The following is a 21526-nucleotide window of genomic DNA, read 5'->3' as shown; positions in this document are numbered from 1 at the left end:
ACGGGCGCGGCTCAGGCCGGGCCGCGCAGGGCGACAAAGGCCTGGTGCAGGCCCAGGCGCAGATCGACGATGCGCTCCAGATGGCCGCGCATGCGCTCCTCGTCCCAGGGCCGCACGCGGCTGCGTTCGAGGCGCGCCTGCTGCTGGGGCGTGAGGGGAATGCTTGCCGGTGCGGCAACTGCAGCGGCTGTGGCAGCGGTGGCCGTGACTGTTGCCGCAGCAGCAGGTTCGGTTTGCGGCTCGGGCTCAGGCTCGGGCTGCGCATCCAGCACCGAGGGCTTGCGCCACAGTTCGGCAAAGCGCTCCAGCGCGGTCACGTCCAGCATGCGCGCACAGGACAGCAGGGCCTGGTCTGCGCGGTAGCTGTGCCAGTTGCCCGTGATCTGCTTGCCGCCCACGGCCAGGTGCAGTGCCTCGGTCAGTCGCGCCGACAGCGCGGGCGAGAGCAGTTCGGCACCGCCCAGCGACTGGGACATGCCTTCGATGGCATCGATGAGCTTGTGCCTGTCGCGCTCGAACTGGGCAATCCAGCGGGACTCGCGTTCCTCGCGGGACAGCCGGGCCATGAGGGCGGGCAGGAGGGCGTCGTGGCGCATGTCGCGGCCCATGGTCTGGGCGGCATCGATCCATTCCACGTCCAGCTGGTATTGCAGGGCCTGCACCCAGCCCTGGCGCAGCGAGGACTTCCAGTCGCTGCGCCGGCTCCACTCCATCACCTCCAGGGGCGTCAGGCCCAGGGCGCGGGTCCAGAAGGACACGGGCGTGAGCTGCACCATCTGCTCCAGCAGCCAGGCCTTCTTGCCGCCACGGTGGTAGGCGTCGGGCTTGAGCGTGATGCCGTCGCGCTCCCATTCCTTGAGGCCTTCTTCGGGAGGCTCCACGATCCACTGGCCCTTGTCGTCCTGCTGCAGCATGGACTGCATCCAGCCCATGACGCGCTGGCTGTGCGCGCTGTCCGGCAGGCACGAGAGCATTTGCGCGGCGTTCTCGCGGATCTCCTTGCTGCGGTCGGACAGCAGTTTTTCGAGCAGCGGCTCATCGTCCATGCCCAGCCCCACGGCCAGGGCCTGGACCAGGGGCAGGCGCTCCTTGGCGCCCAGCTCCTTCAGGCTGCCTTCCAGCCGCGTGCGGGCCTTGGCGGCATCGGTTGCGCGCTCGCTGCGCAGCAGGGCCACGCGCTGCTCCACCGAGCCCTCCTGCCAGACCAGTTCGGGGTCGGCGGTTTCCTCCACGCCGCTGGCATAGCCCCATTGCGGGTTGAGCGCGCCCAGCCAGCGCCCGCGCTCGCCCAGCACGGGGGCCAGCCACTGGCGCAGCTCCACGGACTGGCGGCCCTGCTCCAGCGCAGGCACCAGCAGGTCATGGGGCAGGCGCTGGCCGGCCTGGTCCAGGGTGCGCAGCATGGAGGCCTGCAGCTCGAACGGGCCGTCCTTGAGCACGTCGCCCATCAGGGTGTGCAGGCGCGCATCGGCAGGCGCAGTGCGCGACTCCGCAGGCGCTGCGGCCGGCACGGCCAGCGGTGCCGTCAGGCGCACCAGCGCGCCAGGCTGCCAGCCGGCCCGCTCGAACACGGCCGCCACGGCGCTGGCGCGCAGCAGTTGCTGGGCGGGCGAGTCACCGGCCACGTCAGTGCGGGGCTGCAGCGCGGCCTGCACGGCCTGCTGCGACCCGCTTGCGGACGGGTCCACGCCCGAAGCCAGCGCAGGCGGCACGGCCAGCCGGTCCGAGCCGACCATGGCCGATTGCTGCAGCGCAGCCCAAAGTTGTGCGTTGCTCATACCGGATCACCCTGGTTCTGCCAGATACATTGCTGGGCGGTTTCGCCCTCGCGGGCCTGCCAGGCGCTCAGCAGCCGCCAGCGGCCCACGGCCGGGCCGGGTTCCCATTCGCCAAACAGCTGCATGGGCGCACCGCCGCTGAGCGCCAGCAGGCGCCAGGCCTCGGCATCGTCAATCGCCACGGGAACGGGCTGCACTGGCGCTGCCGTGCCAGGGGCGACCGGCGATGCATCCGGCGCTTGGGGCCAGGCCGCGAACCACTGGCCCTGGGCGGGCACCAGCCGCAGCCGGTCCTGGCACAGCGGCTGCGTGGCCTGCAGCGGGTTGGCGGCAATGCGCTGGCCCAGCAGTTGCAGGACGTCGCCCCCGGCCGAGGTGGCCAGCGGGCTGGCGCCATCGGCAGGCAGCGCAGGCCCGTTGCCATTGGCCGCAATGGCGCGCAGCGGCGCATGGCCCGGATAGAAATTCAGCGCGCAGCCGTAGCGATGGCCCGGCACCCAGGCCGATTCAAAGCCGCGCCCGCCCTGCGCATAGTCCAGCACCAGGGCCATGCGCCCCGTGCGCTGGCCCTGCAGCCAGACGCGCCGCTCCATGAGCCGGCCTTCCCGCTCGATCATGCGCAGGCCGGCCACCAGCCATTCGTCCTCGACCAGCTGGCCCCTGGCCTGCACCTCGGCCTTGTCCATGGGCCAGCCCAGCGCGGCCATCACGTCGGCCTTGACCTCGGGGCTGAGCGATTCGCGGCGGCGAACGGCGTCGATGATCAACTGCCAGTAGCCCAGCTGCACCAGCATGTCGCGCGGCCAGTCTCGGTGGCTGTCCACCAGATCCCGGCAGTCCTTGATGCGCGCCGCCATGCCGGTGGCCTGCGCATCGACCATGCGCGCGGCCATGTTGTTCCAGCGCTGGCGCATCTGCGTGTCGCTGGCCTGGTTGGCCAGGCCCGCACGCACCATGTCCTGCATCCACAGCGACAGTTCCTGCAGGCCGGCTTCGACCTTGTCCCAGCGCTTGTCTTCGCGCTTGGCCTGCTGTTTGGCCGCGACCTCGGGATCGGGTGGCGGCTCGGCCGCTGCGGCGGCAGCCTTGGCCTCTTTCTTCTCGGCCTTTTCCTGGCGGCTGTCCAGCCAGGTCTGCACCCAGGCGGGCGGATCAACGCCTTCGGGGACTTGCCCGCCGGCACGCATCAGCATCAGCGCCAGCCCGTGCTTGCAGGGGAATTTGCGGCTGGGGCAAGAGCATTTGAAGGAAGGCCCCGACAGGTCCACCTGGGTCTGGTAGGGCTTGCTGCCGCTGCCCTGGCATTCACCCCAGACCGCCACATCATTGGCGCCCATGGCGGGCCATTTGGCGGGCGATTGCAGGCCCTTGGCGGCCTTGCTGGATGAGGCGTCCGGCGACAGCGCCAGCACTTCGCCCTCTGTTCCTAATACACGCGACACCGAAGCTCCCTCTCCAAGTGTTTGTCATCGCCGGGCGCATTGAATGAAACGGCACTGCCCGGCAAACCCGAAAGCCTATCAGCAATAGTTATCGGCAATTTGAAACAATTCACAACAACACCAACCTCTCTCCCATGAATGTGGAACCCCATGGCGTGCAGCCAGCTGCGCTATATCAGCGCGTGCATTGATGGCACCAAGCCATGCCAGTCTTCAGGCATTGCGAAAGACGCAGAAAACACGCATTCACCATTTCCTGCGATGCACATCGCCACCCATTGAAAGCAAGCACTCATTCCGCACTGAAAACGGTTTCATTCCATTGCACTGGCAACCATTGCAATCCGCTGCCCATTGCGGTAGCGCGACAGTGCGTTCCACCCGCAGCCAGGCAAGGCCGGACCAGACCCTGGCTGGGGGATGGGCTCTCAGGAAACCGGACGTGCCAGGCAAATATACTGTATATTTATACAGCTATGGAGCTGCAACGCAAACTTTTCATCCTCGCCGACGCCGCCAAGTACGACGCCAGCTGCGCCTCCAGCGGATCGCAGGGGCGCGACTCGCTGGACGGCAAGGGCATGGGCTCGGTCACCGGCATGGGCATCTGCCACAGCTATGCGCCCGACGGGCGCTGCATCTCGCTGCTCAAGATCCTGCTGACCAATGTCTGCATCTTCGACTGCCGCTACTGCATCAACCGCAAGAGCTCCAACGTGCAGCGCGCCCGCTTCACGGTGGCCGAGGTGGTGCAGCTGACGCTGGACTTCTACCGGCGCAACTGCATCGAGGGGCTGTTCCTGTCCAGCGGCATCATCCGTTCCAGCGACTACACCATGGAGCAACTGGTGGAAGTGGCGCGCCGCCTGCGCGAGGAGCATGACTTTCGCGGCTACATCCATCTGAAGACCATCCCGGATGCCGCCCCCGAATTGCTGGCCCAGGCAGGCCGCCATGCCGACCGCCTGAGCATCAATGTGGAACTGCCCACGGCCAGCGGCCTGGCGCAGTTCGCGCCTGAAAAGGATGGGCAGCGCATACGCCAGGCCATGCAGGGCGTGGACCGGCATGTGCAGGCCTGGCGCGCGGCCACGCGCGAGCAGCGCCAGGCGCAGTCCCTGCCCGGCGCGCCCGCGCAGCGCGCCGCCGTGCCGCGCTTTGCGCCGGGCGGGCAGAGCACGCAGATGATCGTGGGCGCCGACCGCGCAACCGATGCCGACATCCTCCAATCCAGCCACACGCTGTATGCGGGCTACGGCCTGCGCCGCGTGTATTACTCGGCCTTCAGCCCCATTCCCGATGCCTCGCGCGATCTGCCGCCGCAGGCGCCGCCCCTCATGCGCGAGCACCGGCTCTACCAGGCCGACTGGCTGATGCGCTTTTACGGCTACGGGGCGGGCGAGATCGCGGCAGCCAGCCGCCACGGCATGCTGGACCTGGAGATCGACCCCAAGCTGGCCTGGGCACTGGCCAACCGACAGCAGTTCCCCGTGGACCTCAACCGTGCGCCGCGCAGCCTGCTGCTGCGCGTGCCGGGCCTGGGCACGCAGACGGTGGACCGCCTGCTGGCGGCGCGCCGCGTGCGCAGGCTGCGGCTGGACGATCTGCTGCGGCTGCGCGCCCCCGTGCAAAAGGCCCTGCCCTTCGTGCTGATCGACGGCCACCGGCCCCTGCTGGGCGAGACCGACTCGGCCGCGCTGCGCACCCGGCTGATCGCGCAGTCGCAGGCCAGCCAGGCCCAGGCACGGCACAGCGGCATGCGCGTGCAAAGCGCGCTGCAGGCCAGCCTGTTCTAGCGCCTGGAGCACGCCATGCAAGCACAGGCTCTCACCATCGAACTCGACAGCCCCGACGACTGGCCAGGCTTTCGCGCAGCCTGCAGGGCGCTGCTGGCCCATGGCGCCGACCCCGCCCTGGTGCGCTGGCGGTGGCCCGACACGCGGGGTGCGCAGCAACTCGGCGCGGGCGTGGACCTGTTTTCCAGCGCGCCGGAGCAGGCCATGCCCGCCTCGGCACTCGCCGGGCTGGCCGGCCCCGGCGAGGCAGGGCTGTCCCTGTCGGACACCCAGATGTCCGCGCTGCGCCATGCCTGCATGCACCGCGCGGCGGGCCGCTTCGAGCTATGCCACCGATGGCTGGCGCGCATGCAGGCCCGACCCGAACTGCGGCTGGATGCGCTGGATGCGGACTGGCGCGCCATCGAGGCCCTGGCCCGCCCCGTCTCGCGCGAGATCCACAAGATGCACGCCTTTGTGCGCTTTCGGACCACGCAGCGGCAGAACCAGCCCGAGCTGCACATTGCCTGGTTCGAGCCCGAGCACCACATCGTGCGCGCGGCAGCGCCCTTCTTCTGCAAGCGCTTTGCCAACATGCACTGGGCCATCCTCACGCCGCAATGCAGCGCGCACTGGGACGGCCATGCGCTGCGCCTGGCGCCCGGCGCGCGCCGCAGCGATGCCCCGCCAGCCGACGCGGGCGAGGCCCTGTGGCTGACCTACTACGCCAGCACCTTCAACCCGGCGCGCCTGAAGGAGCAGGCCATGCTGCGCGAGATGCCGCGCCGCTACTGGCACAACCTGCCCGAGACGGTGCTGATCTCCACCCTGGTCCAGCAGGCCCGCGCGCGCACGGCGCAGATGCTGGCGCCGTAACGGCAGCCGCCAAAAAGAAACAGAAAAAGAAAAGGCCCCGAAGGGCCTTTGTCTGCTTTGCAGCGTCGCTCAGTGCATCAACCCAGCCACTTGCGGGCGTTGCGCCACACGCGCATCCAGGGGCTGAATTCCGACTTGTCGCCGTTGGTCCAGCTCATCTGCACGTTGCGGAACACGCGCTCGGGGTGGGGCATCATGGCCGTGAAGCGGCCGTCGGCCGTGGTCACTGCCGTCAGGCCGCCGGCCGATCCGTTGGGGTTGAACGGGTACTGCTCGGTGGCCTTGCCGTGGTTGTCCACATAGCGCATGGAGGCGATGGCCTTGTCCGCATTGCCGCGGAAGCGGAAGTTGGCAAAGCCTTCGCCGTGGGCCACGGCGATGGGCAGGCGGCTGCCGGCCATGCCCTGCAGGAACAGGCTGGGCGACTCCAGCACTTCCACCATGGACAGGCGCGCCTCGAAGCGGTTGCTCTGGTTCTGCGTGAAACGCGGCCAGTCCTGGGCACCAGGAATGATGTCGGCCAGCTCGGCAAACATCTGGCAGCCGTTGCACACGCCCAGGCCGAAGGTGTCGCTGCGGCCGAAGAACTGCTGGAACTGCGCGGACAGGCTGTCGTTGAAGGTGATGGAGCGCGCCCAGCCGATGCCTGCGCCCAGCGTGTCGCCGTAGCTGAAGCCGCCGCAGGCCACCACGCCGGCGAAGTCCTGCAGCTGCGCGCGGCCGCTTTGCAGGTCGGTCATGTGCACGTCCACCGCGTCGAAGCCGGCCTCGGTGAAGGCGTAGGCCATTTCCACATGGGAGTTCACGCCCTGCTCGCGCAGCACGGCCACGCGGGGGCGCGCGCCCAGGTTCAGGAAGGGTGCGGCGGGGTTCTCGGCCGGGTCGAACGTCAGGTGCAGGTGCATGCCCGGGTCGGCAGGCTCGCCGGCTGCGGCGTGCTCGCTGTCGGCGCAGGCCGGGTTGTCGCGCTGCTGGGCAATCTTCCAGCTGACGGCATCCCAGACCTGGTGCAGGTCGCTGAGCGAGGCGCCGAAGACGGACTTGGCATCGCGCCAGACCTGCAGTTCGCCCTTGCCCGCATCGACCTTGGACGAGACGGGGCGCGTCTTGCCGATGATGTGGCTGCAGGTGGACAGGCCATGCTCGCGCAGGGTCTGCAGCACGGCGGCGCGGTCGGCCGTGCGGATCTGCAGCACGGCGCCCAGCTCTTCGTTGAACAGTGCGCGCAGCGTCATGTCGTCGCGGCGGCCGCTGATCTGGGAGGCCCAGTTCTTGCCTTCGCCCGAGTCCATGCGGCTGTCGCTGATGCCGTCGCCTTCGGTGACCAGCATGTCCACGTTGATGGCCACGCCCACATGGCCGGCAAAGGCCATCTCGGCCACGGTGGCCAGCAGGCCGCCGTCGCCCTTGTCGTGGTAGGCCAGGATCTGGCCCTTGGCGCGCAGGTCGTTGACGGCATCGACCAGGGCGATCAGGTCCTTGGCGTCATCGAGGTCAGGCGTTTCATTGCCGGACTGGCCCAGCACCTGGCCCAGGATGGAGCCGCCCATGCGCATCTTGCCGCGGCCCAGGTCCACCAGCACCAGGGTGCTGTCGTCTTCCGTGGCGTCCAGCTGGGGCGTGAGCGTGCCGCGCACATCGTCGATGGAGGCGAAGCCCGTGATGATCAGGCTGACGGGCGAGGTCACCTTCTTGACCTGGCCGCCCTCGTTCCACTGGGTGCGCATGGACAGGCTGTCCTTGCCCACGGGGATAGAGATGTCCAGCTGCGGGCACAGCTCCATGCCCACGGCCTTGACGGTGGCGTAGAGCGCCGCGTCTTCGCCGGGCTCGCCGCAGGCCGCCATCCAGTTGGCCGACATCTTGACCTTGGACAGCTCGATGGGCGCGGCCAGCATGTTGGTGATGGCCTCGGCCACGGCCATGCGTCCCGACGCCGGGGCATTGATGGAGGCCAGCGGCGTGCGCTCGCCCATGGCCATGGCCTCGCCCTTGAAGCCACGGTAGTCGGCCAGGGTCACGGCCACGTCGGCCACGGGCACCTGCCAGGGGCCGACCATCTGGTCGCGGTGCGTGAGACCGCCCACGGCGCGGTCGCCAATGGTGATCAGGAAGCGCTTGGAGGCCACGGTGGGATGGGCCAGCACGTCGATCACGGCCTTTTCCAGGGGCACGCCGGTCAGGTCCATGGGCGGCAGCTCGCGCTGCACGGTGGCCACGTCCCGGTGCATCTTGGGCGGCTTGCCCAGCAGCACGTTCATGGGCATGTCCACGGGGAACTTCTGGTCGCCCGAGGCCACCGCCGTGTCCTCCAGCACCAGCTGGCGTTCTTCCGTGGCCGTGCCGATCACGGCAAACGGGCAGCGCTCACGCTCGCAGAAGGCCGTGAACTCGGCCAGCGATTCGGGAGCGATGGCCATCACATAGCGTTCCTGGCTTTCGTTGGACCAGATTTCCTTGGGCGCCAGGCCGGATTCCTCCAGGTTCACAGCGCGCAGGTCAAAGCGCGCGCCACGGCCCGCATCGTTGGTCAGCTCGGGGAAGGCATTGGACAGGCCGCCGGCACCCACGTCGTGGATGGCCAGGATGGGGTTCTTGTCGCCCTGGGCCCAGCAGTGGTTGATGACTTCCTGGGCGCGGCGCTCGATCTCGGGATTGCCGCGCTGCACGGAATCAAAGTCCAGCTCGGCCGCGTTCGTGCCGCTGGCCATGGAGCTGGCAGCGCCGCCGCCCATGCCGATGCGCATGCCGGGGCCGCCCAGCTGGATCAGCAGGGTGCCGGCGGGGAACTCGATCTTCTGAGTCAGTTCGGAGTCGATCACGCCCAGGCCGCCCGCGATCATGATGGGCTTGTGGTAGCCGCGCATCACGGCATCGGCACCCACGCCGACCTGCTGCTCGTACTCGCGGAAATAGCCGGTCAGGTTGGGACGGCCGAATTCGTTGTTGAAGGCCGCGCCACCGAGCGGGCCCTCGATCATGATCTGCAGCGGGCTGGCGATGTGCTCGGGCTTGCCCACTTCGCTGCCCCACAGCTTGGAGACCGTGAAGCCCGACAGGCCGGCCTTGGGCTTGGAGCCGCGGCCCGTGGCGCCCTCGTCGCGGATCTCGCCGCCCGCGCCGGTCGATGCGCCGGGGAAAGGGGAGATGGCCGTGGGGTGGTTGTGCGTCTCCACCTTCATCAGCACGTGGTTGACGGCCTGCTTCTTCTGGTAGCTGGGCGCCTTGATCTTGTCCAGGGCCGCCTCGAAGGTGGCGACGAAGCGCTCGACCTCATGGCCTTCCATGATGGAGGCGTTGTCCGAGTAGGCCACCACCGTGTGCTGGGGCGAGACCTGGTGCGTGTTGCGGATCATGCCGAACAGGCTCTTGTCCTGGGCCTCGCCGTCGATGGTGAACTGGGCGTTGAAGATCTTGTGGCGGCAGTGCTCGCTGTTGGCCTGCGCGAACATCATCAGCTCCACGTCCGTGGGATTGCGCTTGAGGCCCTTGAAGGCATCGACCAGGTAGTCGATCTCGTCGTCGGCCAGGGCCAGGCCCCATTGGCGGTTGGCGGTCTCCAGCGCGGCGCGGCCGCCGCCCAGCACATCGACGAACTCCATGGGAGCGGCGTCCAGGGCGGAGAACAGTTGCTCGGCCTCGGCGCGCGTGGCGAAGACCGACTCGGTCATGCGGTCGTGCAGCAAGGCGGCGATCCGTGCAGTCTGCTCGGCCGAAAGTTCAGGCGCGCTGCCCAGCACATTGCTCAGCAGGCCGGTCTTGAAGGCGATGCGGTATTCGGTGATGCGCTCCACGCGGAACACGCCCAGGCCGCAGTTGCGGGCAATGTCCGTGGCCTTGGAGGCCCAGGGGGAGATCGTTCCCAGGCGCGGCGTGACCACCAGGGCGGCACCGTCGGCCGGGCCTTCATAGGGGTCTCCATAGGTCAAGAGCGCCTGGAGGCGCTCTTGCAATGCGGGCGTGGGTGCGGCGTCCGTGGCCACCAGGTGCACGAAGCGCGCGGCAATGCCGGTGATTTTGGGATGGATGGAGACCAGTTCGGTCAGGAGCTGCTGGGCGCGGAACGAGCTGAGAGCGTTTCCACCCTCCAACTGTGTCAGATGCAAGGTCACGTGGCGGCCTGTTGGGTGAGGAGGCTTGTGAAAAGCGCCCTGCGGCCCCGCCCTCCGGGGGCTGGCTGCAAGGCGCTGAATCGGTGAGGCCGCTATTTTACCGGGCTGAGCCGTCCCGATGGCGACAGCCGCCCCTTACCCCTGCACGCCCGAAGGCGCAATGGGATAATTGCGGGCATGAGCATCACCATCAAGAGCGCTGAAGACATCGCAGCCATGCGCGTGGCCTGCCGCCTGGCTTCGGAAGTGCTGGACTACATCACCCCCCACATCAAGCCCGGCATCACCACGGCCGAGATCGACCGCCTGGGCGCCGAATGCATGGCGCAGCAGGGCACGGTCTCCGCCACCATCGGCTACCAGCCGCCCGGCTACCCTCCCTACCCCGGACACCTGTGCACCTCGGTCAACCATGTGGTCTGCCACGGCATTCCCAATGACAAGCCGCTCAAGAAGGGCGACATCGTCAATGTGGACGTCACGGTCATCACCAAGGACGGCTGGTACGGCGACAACAGCCGCATGTTCATGATCGGAGAGTGCTCCATCGCGGCCAAGCGCCTGTCGGCACTGACCTTCGACGCCATGTGGCTGGGCATCCAGCAGGTCAGGCCCGGCGCCACGCTGGGCGACATCGGCAACGCCATCCAGACCTTTGCCGAAGGCCACGGCCTGTCGGTGGTGCGCGAGTTCTGCGGCCACGGCATCGGCCAGAAGTTCCACGAAGAGCCCCAGATCCTGCACTACGGCCGCCCTGGAACGGGCACCGTGCTGGAAGAAGGCATGGTCTTCACCGTCGAGCCCATGCTCAACCTGGGCAAGCGCGAGATCAAGGAACTGGGCAAGGACGGCTGGACCATCGTGACCAAGGACCACAGCCTCTCGGCCCAGTGGGAACACACCCTGGTGGTGACCAAGACCGGCTACGAAGTCATGACCCTGTCGGCCGGCTCGCCCGCGCTGCCCCCCTTCGTTACCACCACGAGCTGCTGAGGCTCGGCATGTTTCTTGCGTGATGCGCAGGCAAAATGGCATGGCGTCCGGGGCACCCGCTCCCGGCGCCTTCCCTGCCCTCGCCGCGCATGAAACAGACCACTGACCACACTCCTTCCCACGCTGCGCCCTCTGCCCCGGACTCGCTGGAGCAGTTGCGCGTGCAGTACGCCCGGGATCGCGGGCGCTGGATAGGCTCGCTGCTGGCGCCCACCATGGGCCGGCGCGGCGTGCGCCTGGTGCTGCAGCACCTGAGCGATCTGGCCGACACGCTGCTGCGTGCGCTGTGGCATCGCGCCGGCATGCCGCCCGAGGCCTGCCTGGCCGCCGTGGGCGGCTTCGGACGCGCCCAGCTGTTTCCCTATTCCGACATCGATGTGCTGGTGTTGCTGCCAGCCGCTGGCACGGCAGATGCCGAGCTGGCCTCGCGCATCGAGAAATTCATCGGCAGTTGCTGGGACGCGGGCCTGGAGATCGGCTCCAGCGTGCGCACGCTGGCCGAATGCCTGGAGGAATCCGAGCGCGACCTGACGGTGCAGACCGCCCTGCTGGAATCACGCCGCATCTGCGGCAGCGAGCCGCTGTTCGCCGAGTTCCAGACGCGCTACCAGGCCCAGATGAATGCGCACGCCTTTCTGTCCGGCAAGCTGCTGGAAATGCGCCAGCGCCACAACAAGTACGAGAGCACGCCCTACTCGCTGGAGCCCAACTGCAAGGAATCGCCCGGCGGCCTGCGCGATCTGCACACCATGATCTGGCTGGCCCGTGCCGCAGGCCTGGGCAGCAGCTGGCAGGCCCTGGCCGGCAAGGGGCTGATCACCGATTTCGAGCGCCGGCAGCTCGAAGACAACGAAGCCCTGCTGAGCCTGATACGTGCACGCCTGCACGCCGTGGCGGGCCGGCATGAGGACCGCCTGGTCTTCGACCAGCAGACCGCCGTGGCCGAGGCCTTTGGCTACCGCTCCACCTCGGCCGAGGGGCGCAAGCTGGCCATGCGCGCCAGCGAGACGCTGATGCGCCACTACTACTGGGCGGCCAAGGCCGTGACCCAGCTGTGCCAGATCCTGCGGCTGAACATCGAGGAGCGACTGAACCCGCGCCCCACGCCGCGCATCCGGCTGAACTCGCGCTTCTACGAGAAGGCCGGCACCATCGAGGTGGCCAGCGACGATCTCTACGAGCGCGAGCCGCACGCCATCCTCGAAACCTTTCTGATGTACGAGACCCATGTGGGCCTCACCGACCTGTCGGCGCGCACGCTGCGCGCGCTGTACGGCGCGCGTGACCTGATGGACGCGGCCTTCCGGCGCGACCCGGTCAACCGCGCCACCTTCATGAAGATCCTGCAGCAGCCCAGCGGCATCACGCACGCCATGCGGCTGATGAACCAGACCTCGGTGCTGGGGCGCTACCTGTGGCCCTTCCGGCGCATCGTGGGCCAGATGCAGCATGACCTGTTCCACGTCTACACGGTGGACCAGCACATCCTCATGGTGCTGCGCAATGTGCGGCGCTTTTTCATGGCCGAGCATGCGCATGAGTACCCGTTCTGCTCCCAGCTGGCCAGCGGCTGGGACAAGCCCTGGCTGCTGTACGTGGCCGCGCTGTTCCACGACATCGGCAAGGGCCGGGGCGGCGACCACTCCATCATCGGCGCCGTGGAGGCCAAGCGTTTTTGCCGCGCCCACGGCATTGCGCGCGCCGACGCCGAGCTGATCGAATTCCTCGTGCGCGAGCACCTGACCATGAGCCAGGTTGCGCAAAAGCAGGACCTGTCGGACCCCGAGGTGATCCAGGCCTTTGCCGAGCGCGTGGGCAACGAGCGCAACCTCACGGCCCTGTACCTGCTGACCGTGGCCGACATCCGCGGCACCAGCCCCAAGGTCTGGAGTGCCTGGAAGGGCAAGCTGCTGGAGGACACCTATCGCCTGACCTTGCGCGTCATGGGCGGACGCGCGCCCGATGCTGCCGCCGAAATCGAGGCCCGCCGCCGCGAGGCCCTGGTGCAGCTGGCACTGACAGCCCAGCCCTTCGAATCGCACAAGAAGCTCTGGGACACGCTGGGCGTGGACTATTTCATGCGCCACGAGGCGGCCGACATCGCCTGGCACACGCGCCACCTGTCCCGCCACGTGGGCACTACCCGCCCCGTGGTGCGCGCGCGCCGCTCCCTGGCCGGCGAGGGGCTGCAGGTGCTGGTCTACGCGCCTGACCAGCCCGATCTGTTCGCGCGCATCTGCGGCTACTTCGACCGGGCGGCCTTCTCCATTCTGGATGCGCGCGTGCACACGGCCCACAACAGCTATGCGCTGGACACCTTCCAGGTGGTCGCGCCCGCCATGCAGGAGCAGTACCGCGAGCTGATGCACATGGTCGAGAACGACCTGGTCGCCGCGCTGATGCAAGGCGGGCCGCTGCGCGAGCCATCCCCCCGGCGCCTGTCGCGCCGCGTCAAAAGCTTCCCCTTTGCGCCGCGCGTCACGCTGCAGCCCGACGAGAAAGCCCAGCACTGGCTGCTGTCCATCTCGGCCACGGACCGCGCCGGCCTGCTCTACACCGTGGCGCGCATCCTGGCGCAGCACCACCTGAGCGTGCAATTGGCCAAGGTCAGCACGCTGGGCGAGCGCGTGGAAGACAGCTTTCTGATCGAGGGCGCCGAACTGCAGAACAACCAGCGCCAGTTGCTCATAGAAACCGAGCTGCTGCAGGCCTTGGCGGTCTGAGCTTGCGGCAAAAAAAGGCCCGCCCTGTCAACCAGGGCGGGCCTTTTGCGTCCAGGCGCGGGCTCGGGTGCAGCCGTCAGTGCATGGCGGCCGCAGGCGCCGACACCGTGGCCACTTCCTTGCCCTCGCGGTCATAGAGCTTGCCGTCGACCACCCGGTCGCCATCGGCCAGGGCAGACAGCACGGCCTCGCTGAGCACGCGCTCAGAACCTGCGCCGAATACCGAAGGCTCCTCGGGATTGCCCTGCTTGAAGTGGTTGAAGACCAGGTTCAACAGCAGCACGGTCACCGCCGTGGAGCTGATGCCCGAATGGAACATGGTGGCGAACCAGTCCGGGAAGTGGTGATAGAAGTCCGGCTTGACCATGGGCAGCACGCCCATGCCGATGGACGCCGCCACGATGATCAGGTTCATGTTGTTGTGATAGTCCACCTTGGCCAGCGTGCGGATGCCGCTGGCCGCCACCGTGCCAAAGAGCACCAGGCCCGCGCCGCCCAGCACCGAGGGAGGCACGCAGGCCACGATGCGCCCCATGATGGGCAGCAGGCCGAAGGCGATCAGGATCAGCCCGCTGAAGGCCACGACATAACGGCTCTTGATGCCCGTGACCGCGACCAGGCCCACGTTCTGGGCAAAGGCGCTCTGCGTGAACGAGCCGAAGAACGGCGCCACCACGCTGGACAGCATGTCGGCGCGCAGGCCGTCGGCCAGGCGGCGCGAATCCACGCGGGTGCCCACGATGTCGCCCACGGCCAGGATGTCGGCCGAGGTTTCCACCAGGGTCACCAGGATCACGATGGACATGGAAAGGGTCGCCGCCAGGCTGAAGGTTGGCCAGCCGAAGTGCAGCGGCATGGGCACGGCAAACCAGGCGCCGCTGCCCACCTCGGAAAAGTCGGACTTGCCGATCATGGCCGCCACCGCCGTGCCGATGACGATGGCCAGCAGGATGGACAGGCGCGAGATCATGGCGTTGCCCAGCTTGCTCAGCGCCAGCACGATGACCAGCGACAGGCCCGCCAACCCGATGTTGCCCATGCTGCCGTAGTCGGCCGCCTGGGGATTGCCGCCCATGGCCCAGTGGGCCGCCACCGGCATCAGCGACAGGCCGATGATGGTGATCACGCAGCCATTGACCAGCGGCGGGAAAAACCGGGTGAGCTTGGAAAAAATGGGCGCAATGATCAGGCCGAACACCGAGGCAAAGAGCACGGCGCCCAGCACGCCCTGCATGCCGCCGCCCGTGTGCAGGATGCTGACCATGGTGGCCACGCCCGAGAAGGACACACCCTGCACCAGCGGCAGGCGCGAGCCGAAGAACGGAATGCCCAGCGTCTGCAGCAGCGTGGCCAGCCCGCCCATGAAAAGGCAGGCCGTGATCAGCAGGCCCGTGTCGGCCGCCGACATGCCGGCCGCATTGGCCATGACCAGGGGCACGGCCACGATGCCTCCGTACATGGTCAGCACATGCTGCAAACCATAGAGGGTGTTGGCCGTGAGGCCGAGTTGCTCGTCCTCCGGGCGGATGTCTGTACCCAGGGCCGGCGCATTGCCAGAACTTTTTTCCATCGCTGTCTCCTTGTCCTCTTGTTCACAGAACGCCGGACAAGTACGCGGCAGCCGGATGGCGGCAGGCGCGCCCCCGCGCACCTTTTGCCGCCGACCCGATAGGCCGCGCTCTCCTGCATCCTGCATCGCGAAGCCCGGTGGCTGCTTGGCAGCTCTTGGCGGGCGAACGCACACAATCCCCGCCTTGGCGGGAAGTGCCAATGTACGGCGCCAGCATGGAAAAATTGTCTACCGATTTGTATACAAAGACCTGACCGAAGATCCTTGAATACGGGCAGCGCCCGCCCGCTCAGTCGTCCTCGGCCGCGCTGATGCCGGGGAACAGCACATCGGTGAAGCCGAACTGGCTGAAGTCACGCATGCGCATGGGATAGAGCTTTCCCCAGAGGTGATCGCACTCATGCTGGACCACGCGCGCATGAAAACCATCCACCGTGCGGTCGATGGCATCGCCAAACACATCGAAGCCCGTGTAGCGGATATGGTTCCAGCGCGGCACCATGCCGCGCATGCCGGGTACGGACAGGCAGCCTTCCCAGTCCAGTTGCTCGTCCTCGCCCATGGGCGTGATGACCGGGTTGATGAGCACGGTGCGCGGCACCACGGGCGCATCGGGGTAGCGCGGATTGGGCAGGCCGGAGCCGAACACCACCATCTGCAGGTCCACGCCAATCTGAGGCGCGGCCAGCCCCGCGCCATTGGCGGCATGCATGGTGTCCAGCAGGTCGCTGAGCAGCAGGTGCAGTTCGTCGGTGTCGAATTCGGTCACGGGCTGGGCGACGCGCAGCAGGCGCGGATCACCCATTTTCAATATGGTGCGTACAGTCATGGCAGTGCAAGGCTATGCATGTAAATGTGGGTTGCCAAGCATAGCGGCCGCCCGGCTCCCGGCCGCCCCCTGGCCACCTCTTGGCTACCTCTTGGCTACCTCTTGGCCGCCATGGCCACAGCGCGCTGGCACAATCGCAGCATGCCCAGCACCGCCAGAGAGTCATCCACCGCGTCCCCAGAGGACCGTGAGGCAGGCGCGCAGCAAATACCCACGGCACAGGCCCTGGAGCCCGAGGCCACTGCGCAGGCAGGCACGGCGCCGGCCTTCCATGATGACGATCCCCCTCCCCTGCACCGCATGCCGGCCGCCCCGTTGCGCTGGGCGCTGCAGCTGTTTGCCTGCCTGAGCCTGGCCACGGGCATTGCCGGCATCTTCATTCCAGGATTGCCCACCACGGTGTTCGTGCTCATGGCCGGTTGGGCCGCGGCGCGCAGCTCGCAGCGCATGCACACATGGCTGTGGCGCCATCGCCTGTTCGGCCCCATGCTGCGCAACTGGGCACGGGGCGGCTGCGTGAGCCGGCGCGCCAAATGGAGCGCCAGCGCCATGATGAGCCTGTGCGCCGTCATACTGCTGTGGACACGCCCGCCCGCCTGGGTGCAGGCCGTGGCGCTGACCTCCATGGGCTGCGTGCTGGTGTGGCTGTGGTTCAGGCCCGAGCCGTGAGAATGAAGGCCTGCAGCCGGCCTTCCTGAAAAAATTCCCCCGAGTTTTCTGCGACGTGTTTTTTACGTCATATAATCTAGGTCTTGTTCCTCAATAGCTCAGTTGGTAGAGCGCCGGACTGTTAATCCGTAGGTCCCTGGTTCGAGCCCAGGTTGAGGAGCCAAAAGAATTTCAAGATCTTGCAACCGCACAAGATCTCTGTCGATAGACGTGTATTCCTCAATAGCTCAGTTGGTAGAGCGCCGGACTGTTAATCCGTAGGTCCCTGGTTCGAGCCCAGGTTGAGGAGCCAAATTTCAGTGGCCTTGCAATCGCACAAGACCCAACGCCAACATATTCCTCAATAGCTCAGTTGGTAGAGCGCCGGACTGTTAATCCGTAGGTCCCTGGTTCGAGCCCAGGTTGAGGAGCCAGATGAAAAGCCCGCATGCCAACGCATGTGGGCTTTTTTGTTGGGTCAGGCTGCACGCACCATGCCCACGGTGGGCGTGTTCGGTGGCGATGGCGCGGCAGCGGGCTCCACGGTGACGGGCTTGCTGTGCCTGGCATGTGCGCGGCGCGAACCATGGGCAGCACGGGATTGCTCGACACCCTCTTCCCATGCGCGCAGCTCTTCTTCCAGCCGTGCGGCACGTTCCGCATACATGTCAGCAGAGGACTTGTAGTACTCCGCGGCAATGGTGTGCTCCAGCATCGCCATGCGGGCTTCCTGCAGGTAGGCCCGGGTGCGACGGATATAGCGCGGCTCGGCAAGGCTTGCGCCAAAGATTTTGCTGAAAAACATCGCTCATCCTCCTTCGATGCCTTCACAGCGAAAGCCAAGCATCCGCAAGAAGACGGAACCAGCATAGCCCAAGCCTGCCAGGCGGCACTGTCCCCTGGCGCGACAAGGCCGCGTAGGAGGTTCACTTACCCCGGCCAGGCGATGCCCTCGCATCCACGCAGCCCTCTTGCGCATGGTTTGTGCAAGACTGCGGCTGCAGAGAATACGAATCCATTTCCTCCGTCCGCACCCGATCATGTCCCATCCCCTCCCATGGCTCATCCCCCACCAGGCCTTCCCTCCTGTGGAAACGGCATGGGGCCCCAACGATCCCATCCCGGGCCTGCTGGCCGCAGGCGGCACGCTGGATGCGGCGCATCTGCGCATCGCCTACAGCCAGGGGATTTTTCCCTGGTTCAGCGAAGGCCAGCCCACGCTATGGTGGTCACCCGATCCCCGCATGGTGCTGCAGACATCGCAGTTCCGGCTGCACCGCAGCCTGCGCAAGACATTGCAGCGCTTTCGCGCCACGCCGGGCTGCGAGATCCGCATCGACAGCGCGTTCGAGACCGTGATGCAGCACTGCGCCCAGACGGTGCGCCACGACCAGGATGGCACCTGGATCGTGCAGGAAATTCTTGACGCCTATGCCGACCTGCACCACCAGGGTGCAGCCCACAGCGTGGAGACCTGGGTGGACGGACGCCTGGTGGGTGGCCTGTATTGCGTGGCACTGGGCCGCGCCGTGTTTGGCGAATCCATGTTCGCGCATGCCACCGACGCATCCAAGATCGCGCTGGCGGCCCTGGTTGCGCTGTGCAGACACCAAGGCGCCGTGCAGATCGATTGCCAGCAGGCCACGCAGCATCTGGCCTCGCTGGGGGCGCGCGAAATGCCGCGCGCCCGGTTCCTGCAAACCGTGGCCGAGCAAAGCCAGCTGCCGCCCATGCGCTGGCAGTTCGAAAACGTATACTGGGACGCGTTGCTGCCACCGTCCGGTGAGGCTGGCGACACATCACCGGCTGCCGCCAGCACACCATGACGCACCCGAACGATCTTCCGCTGCAGGCCCTGCAGTTCTATGCCACCGCCGCCTACCCCTGCAGCTATCTCGATGGCAGGCTGGCGCGTTCGCAAGTAGCCACGCCCAGCCACCTGATCCAGAACAGCGCCTATTCGGAGCTGGTTTCACTGGGTTTTCGCCGCAGCGGAATGTTCACCTACCGGCCGTATTGCGACGGATGCCGAGCCTGCGTGCCGATGCGCATCCTGGTCCACGACTTCCGCCCCGACCGCAGCCAGCGCCGCGCCGCCGCGCGCCATGCCGACCTCACGGCATCGATCCAGCGCCTGCACTACTCGAACGAGCACTACCAGCTGTACCTGCGCTACCAGCAAAGCCGCCACAGCGGCGGAGGCATGGACCATGACAGCGTGGACCAGTACACCCAGTTCCTGCTGCAAAGCCGCGTCAACTCGCGCCTTGTGGAGTTCCGCACGCCCGCAGCCGATGGCGGCATCGGCACGCTGAAGATGGTCTCCATCCTCGATGTGCTGGAAGACGGGCTGTCTGCCGTCTACACCTTCTACGAGCCCAACGACCCCGCCAGCTACGGCACCTTCAATGTGCTGTGGCAGATCGACCAGGCCCGGTCCATGAGCCTGCCCTATGTCTACCTGGGCTACTGGATCGCCGACAGCCAGAAGATGAATTACAAGGCGCGCTTCCTGCCCCATGAAGTGCGCGTTGACGAGCGCTGGCAGCGCGTGGATCAGCTGCCGCGCTGATACAGCGTCACTCCACGCCTTTTCAGCGACATTTCTTATGCGCATAGCCGCTGTTTGCTGGCGGCACATATGCCGCCATGCCATGGCCGCCGCTAGAATGACCGAATGCCGAAACTCCACTCCGCCTCATGAAAAAAAACGATAACGCGGCCTCCCCCAAGCCCAGCGTCCAAGTCCTGGAACGCATGTTCACGTTGATCGACGTGTTGGCCTCGCGCGAGGAAGCGGTATCGCTCAAGGAGATCAGCGAGCGCACCGGCCTGCACCCCTCCACCACGCACCGCATCCTCAACGATCTGGCCATTGGCCGCTTTGTCGATCGCCCCGAATCGGGCAGCTACCGCCTGGGCATGCGCTTCCTGGAACTGGGCAATCTGGTCAAGGCCCGCCTGAGCGTGCGCGAAGCGGCCCTGATCCCCATGCGCCAGCTGCACAAGCAGATCCAGCAGCCGGTCAGCCTCAGCGTGCGCCAGGGCGATGAAATCGTCTATGTGGAACGCGCCTACAGCGAGCGCTCCGGCATGCAGGTGGTGCGCGCCATCGGCGGCCATGCGCCGCTGCACCTGACATCCAACGGCAAGCTGTTCCTGGCGGCCGACGATGCGCAACAGGTCCGCGCCTACGCCACGCGCACCGGCCTGCCCGGCAAGACGCACTTCAGCATCACGCGGCTGGCCGACATGGAAAACGAGCTGGACAAGGTACGCCACCATGGCGTGGCCCGCGACAACGAAGAGCTGGAACTGGGCGTGCGCTGCATGGCCGCCGGCATCTACGACGACCAGGGCAAGCTGGTGGCCGGCCTGTCCATCTCCGCTCCCGCCGACCGGCTGGACGAAAGCTGGATGTCCAAGCTCCAGTCCACCGCACAGGAGATCTCGGGCGCCCTGGGCTTCAACGCAACCCGCCCGGCGGCACCGCCACCCAACCCCTACGCGCGCAGCAGCCACTGAACGGGCGTCGGCCCCGTTGGCATTGGCCAGGGGCCATTGGCTACACAGACCTCTGCCCACCAGAAACGACAAAGGCGCCATCAGCGCCTTTGTCGTGAGGGGAAAGAAAACTCAGCCCTTGACCTTGTGGATCATGGGATCGCCAGCCACCTGTCCCATGGACTCCACCCAGTGGCGCACGCGCTCGGCATCGCCGAGGCGGCTGAACTTTCCGGCCGAATCCAGGAAGACCATGATGATCTTGCGGCCAGCCACCTGCGCCTGCATGACCAGGCAGCGGCCTGCCTCGGAGATGTAGCCGGTCTTTTGCAGACCGATGTCCCAGGTGGGGCTCATCACCAGGCGGTTGGTGTTGTTGTACTGCAGCGTGCGGCGACCCACGGCCACCTCATAGCCGGGCGAGGTGGTGTACTCGCGCACCAGCGGATCGCTGTGCGCCACATTGACGAGCACGGCCAGATCACGGGCACTGGACTGGTTGCGGCTGGACAGCCCGGTGGGCTCCACGTAGCGGGTATCGGTCATGCCCAGCAGACGGGCCTTGGCATTCATCTGCTGGACAAAGGCATCAAGGCCACCAGGGAAAGTGCGGCCCAGGGCATGGGCAGCGCGGTTTTCACTGGACATCAGGGCCAGGTGCAGCATTTCACCGCGCGTGAGCGTGGTGCCGACGGCCAGGCGCGAGCTGCTGCCCTTTTCGGTATCCACGTCGTCCTGCGTGATGGTGATGGTTTCATCCATCGGCAGATGGGCCTGGGAAATCAGCAGGCCGGTCATCAGCTTGGTCAACGAGGCGATGGGCAAGACGGCATGGTCGTTCTTGCTCAGCAGCACCTCATGGGTGTCCTGGTCCAGGACCAGGGCCACGCTGCTCTTGAGATCCAGAGGATCGGCCACCGCATGCAGACCGGCCATCTGGCCGAAGGACAGGCGTGGCTCGTAGGCAACGGCGCGAATGGGGCTGGCCACGCTGCGTGCAGCGACGCGGCTGGGCTGGCGCGCGCTCTTGGCAACGCGCTTGCCCTGGGGAGCGGCCGTGGCGCGCTCCTTCACCGCCTTCTTCTTGACAGGGGCCACGGCCACCTGTTTCTTGGCAACTTTCTTGGCGGGCGCGGCATATGCGCCCGGAGCAGCAAGAGCACAACTCAGGGCCAGAAAGGACATGACCTGAGCAAATCGACCGAGGCGGGCACGGCGTAGGGTGGGCATGAGAAATGCTCCAAGCAGCAAGAATTTGTGACTAGACCTTACATTA

Annotated in this window: 15 protein-coding genes and 3 tRNA genes; 11 read left to right on the top strand and 7 right to left on the bottom strand. The window is 66.8% G+C overall.

What is annotated here, in order from left to right:
* Positions 1 to 11 precede the first annotated feature (11 nt).
* Complete coding sequence (locus tag IB269_RS03465) at positions 12 to 1778, bottom strand: DUF5691 domain-containing protein (RefSeq protein ID WP_192366414.1); 1767 nt, start codon at positions 1776 to 1778, stop codon at positions 12 to 14.
* Complete coding sequence (locus tag IB269_RS03460) at positions 1775 to 3220, bottom strand: SWIM zinc finger family protein (RefSeq protein ID WP_192366413.1); 1446 nt, start codon at positions 3218 to 3220, stop codon at positions 1775 to 1777. The genes IB269_RS03465 and IB269_RS03460 overlap by 4 nt, the downstream gene beginning before the upstream one ends.
* 476 nt (positions 3221 to 3696) lie before the next feature.
* Here IB269_RS03460 and IB269_RS03455 point away from each other — a divergent pair, with 476 nt between their 5' ends.
* Together IB269_RS03455 and IB269_RS03450 are read left to right on the top strand one after the other, a co-directional pair.
* Positions 3697 to 5016 carry a putative DNA modification/repair radical SAM protein gene (locus tag IB269_RS03455; RefSeq protein WP_192366412.1) on the top strand — a complete coding sequence of 440 codons (1320 nt, stop codon included), beginning with the start codon at positions 3697 to 3699 and terminating at the stop codon, positions 5014 to 5016.
* Between the two features lie 15 nt (positions 5017 to 5031).
* Positions 5032 to 5871, top strand: coding sequence for a TIGR03915 family putative DNA repair protein (locus tag IB269_RS03450; RefSeq protein ID WP_192366411.1), 840 nt, complete (start codon positions 5032 to 5034; stop codon positions 5869 to 5871).
* A 77-nt stretch (positions 5872 to 5948) separates the two neighbouring features.
* Here the strand turns inward: IB269_RS03450 and purL are convergent, their stop codons facing one another.
* Positions 5949 to 9983, bottom strand: coding sequence for a phosphoribosylformylglycinamidine synthase (purL, locus tag IB269_RS03445; RefSeq protein ID WP_192366410.1), 4035 nt, complete (start codon positions 9981 to 9983; stop codon positions 5949 to 5951).
* 177 nt (positions 9984 to 10160) lie between these two features.
* Here purL and map point away from each other — a divergent pair, with 177 nt between their 5' ends.
* Both map and IB269_RS03435 read left to right on the top strand, forming a co-directional pair.
* On the top strand, positions 10161 to 10976 hold the full coding sequence (gene map, locus IB269_RS03440; RefSeq protein WP_034396030.1) for a type I methionyl aminopeptidase: 816 nt from the start codon (positions 10161 to 10163) through the stop codon (positions 10974 to 10976).
* Between the two features lie 89 nt (positions 10977 to 11065).
* Positions 11066 to 13699 (top strand): [protein-PII] uridylyltransferase, encoded by a 2634-nt coding sequence (locus tag IB269_RS03435; protein WP_013801514.1) that lies wholly within the window; start codon positions 11066 to 11068, stop codon positions 13697 to 13699.
* Positions 13700 to 13775: 76 nt separating this feature from the next.
* Here IB269_RS03435 and IB269_RS03430 read toward each other — a convergent pair whose 3' ends face one another.
* Both IB269_RS03430 and def read right to left on the bottom strand, forming a co-directional pair.
* A complete protein-coding gene (locus IB269_RS03430) occupies positions 13776 to 15269 on the bottom strand; it encodes a nucleobase:cation symporter-2 family protein (RefSeq protein ID WP_012206653.1) in 1494 nt (497 codons plus the stop codon).
* 289 nt (positions 15270 to 15558) lie between these two features.
* On the bottom strand, positions 15559 to 16098 hold the full coding sequence (def, locus tag IB269_RS03425; protein WP_013801513.1) for a peptide deformylase: 540 nt from the start codon (positions 16096 to 16098) through the stop codon (positions 15559 to 15561).
* A gap of 300 nt (positions 16099 to 16398) precedes the next feature.
* On the opposite strand from def, the gene IB269_RS03420 reads away from it, so the two are divergent.
* The 4 genes from IB269_RS03420 (at position 16399) to IB269_RS03405 (ending at position 17180) form a co-directional block, all read left to right on the top strand.
* Positions 16399 to 16767 carry a YbaN family protein gene (locus tag IB269_RS03420; protein WP_049801494.1) on the top strand — a complete coding sequence of 123 codons (369 nt, stop codon included), beginning with the start codon at positions 16399 to 16401 and terminating at the stop codon, positions 16765 to 16767.
* 87 nt (positions 16768 to 16854) lie between these two features.
* Positions 16855 to 16930: transfer RNA gene (locus tag IB269_RS03415), tRNA-Asn, on the top strand.
* A 53-nt stretch (positions 16931 to 16983) separates the two neighbouring features.
* Positions 16984 to 17059 (top strand) — tRNA-Asn (locus tag IB269_RS03410).
* 45 nt (positions 17060 to 17104) lie between these two features.
* Positions 17105 to 17180 (top strand) — tRNA-Asn (locus IB269_RS03405).
* Between the two features lie 44 nt (positions 17181 to 17224).
* On the opposite strand, the gene IB269_RS03400 is transcribed toward IB269_RS03405, so the two are convergent.
* Complete coding sequence (locus IB269_RS03400) at positions 17225 to 17551, bottom strand: hypothetical protein (RefSeq protein WP_192366409.1); 327 nt, start codon at positions 17549 to 17551, stop codon at positions 17225 to 17227.
* 235 nt (positions 17552 to 17786) lie between these two features.
* Here IB269_RS03400 and aat point away from each other — a divergent pair, with 235 nt between their 5' ends.
* The 3 genes from aat to IB269_RS03385 all read left to right on the top strand — a co-directional run bounded on the left by aat (position 17787) and on the right by IB269_RS03385 (position 20271).
* Complete coding sequence (gene aat, locus IB269_RS03395) at positions 17787 to 18572, top strand: leucyl/phenylalanyl-tRNA--protein transferase (RefSeq protein WP_063325907.1); 786 nt, start codon at positions 17787 to 17789, stop codon at positions 18570 to 18572.
* A complete protein-coding gene (locus tag IB269_RS03390; RefSeq protein ID WP_012206658.1) occupies positions 18569 to 19318 on the top strand; it encodes an arginyltransferase in 750 nt (249 codons plus the stop codon). Before aat ends, IB269_RS03390 begins: the two co-directional genes overlap by 4 nt.
* Before the next feature lie 128 nt (positions 19319 to 19446).
* Positions 19447 to 20271 (top strand): IclR family transcriptional regulator, encoded by an 825-nt coding sequence (locus tag IB269_RS03385; protein ID WP_013801509.1) that lies wholly within the window; start codon positions 19447 to 19449, stop codon positions 20269 to 20271.
* Positions 20272 to 20382: 111 nt separating this feature from the next.
* On the opposite strand, the gene IB269_RS03380 is transcribed toward IB269_RS03385, so the two are convergent.
* Positions 20383 to 21480 carry a serine hydrolase gene (locus tag IB269_RS03380; RefSeq protein ID WP_013801508.1) on the bottom strand — a complete coding sequence of 366 codons (1098 nt, stop codon included), beginning with the start codon at positions 21478 to 21480 and terminating at the stop codon, positions 20383 to 20385.
* Between the last annotated feature and the right edge of the window lie 46 nt (positions 21481 to 21526).

This window comes from Delftia sp. DLF01, assembly GCF_014852125.1.
Taxonomy (GTDB): Bacteria; Pseudomonadota; Gammaproteobacteria; order Burkholderiales; family Burkholderiaceae_C; genus Comamonas; species Comamonas acidovorans.
Note: the sequence above shows the minus strand (reverse complement) of the source record. Positions and strands in the feature narration are given on the sequence as shown.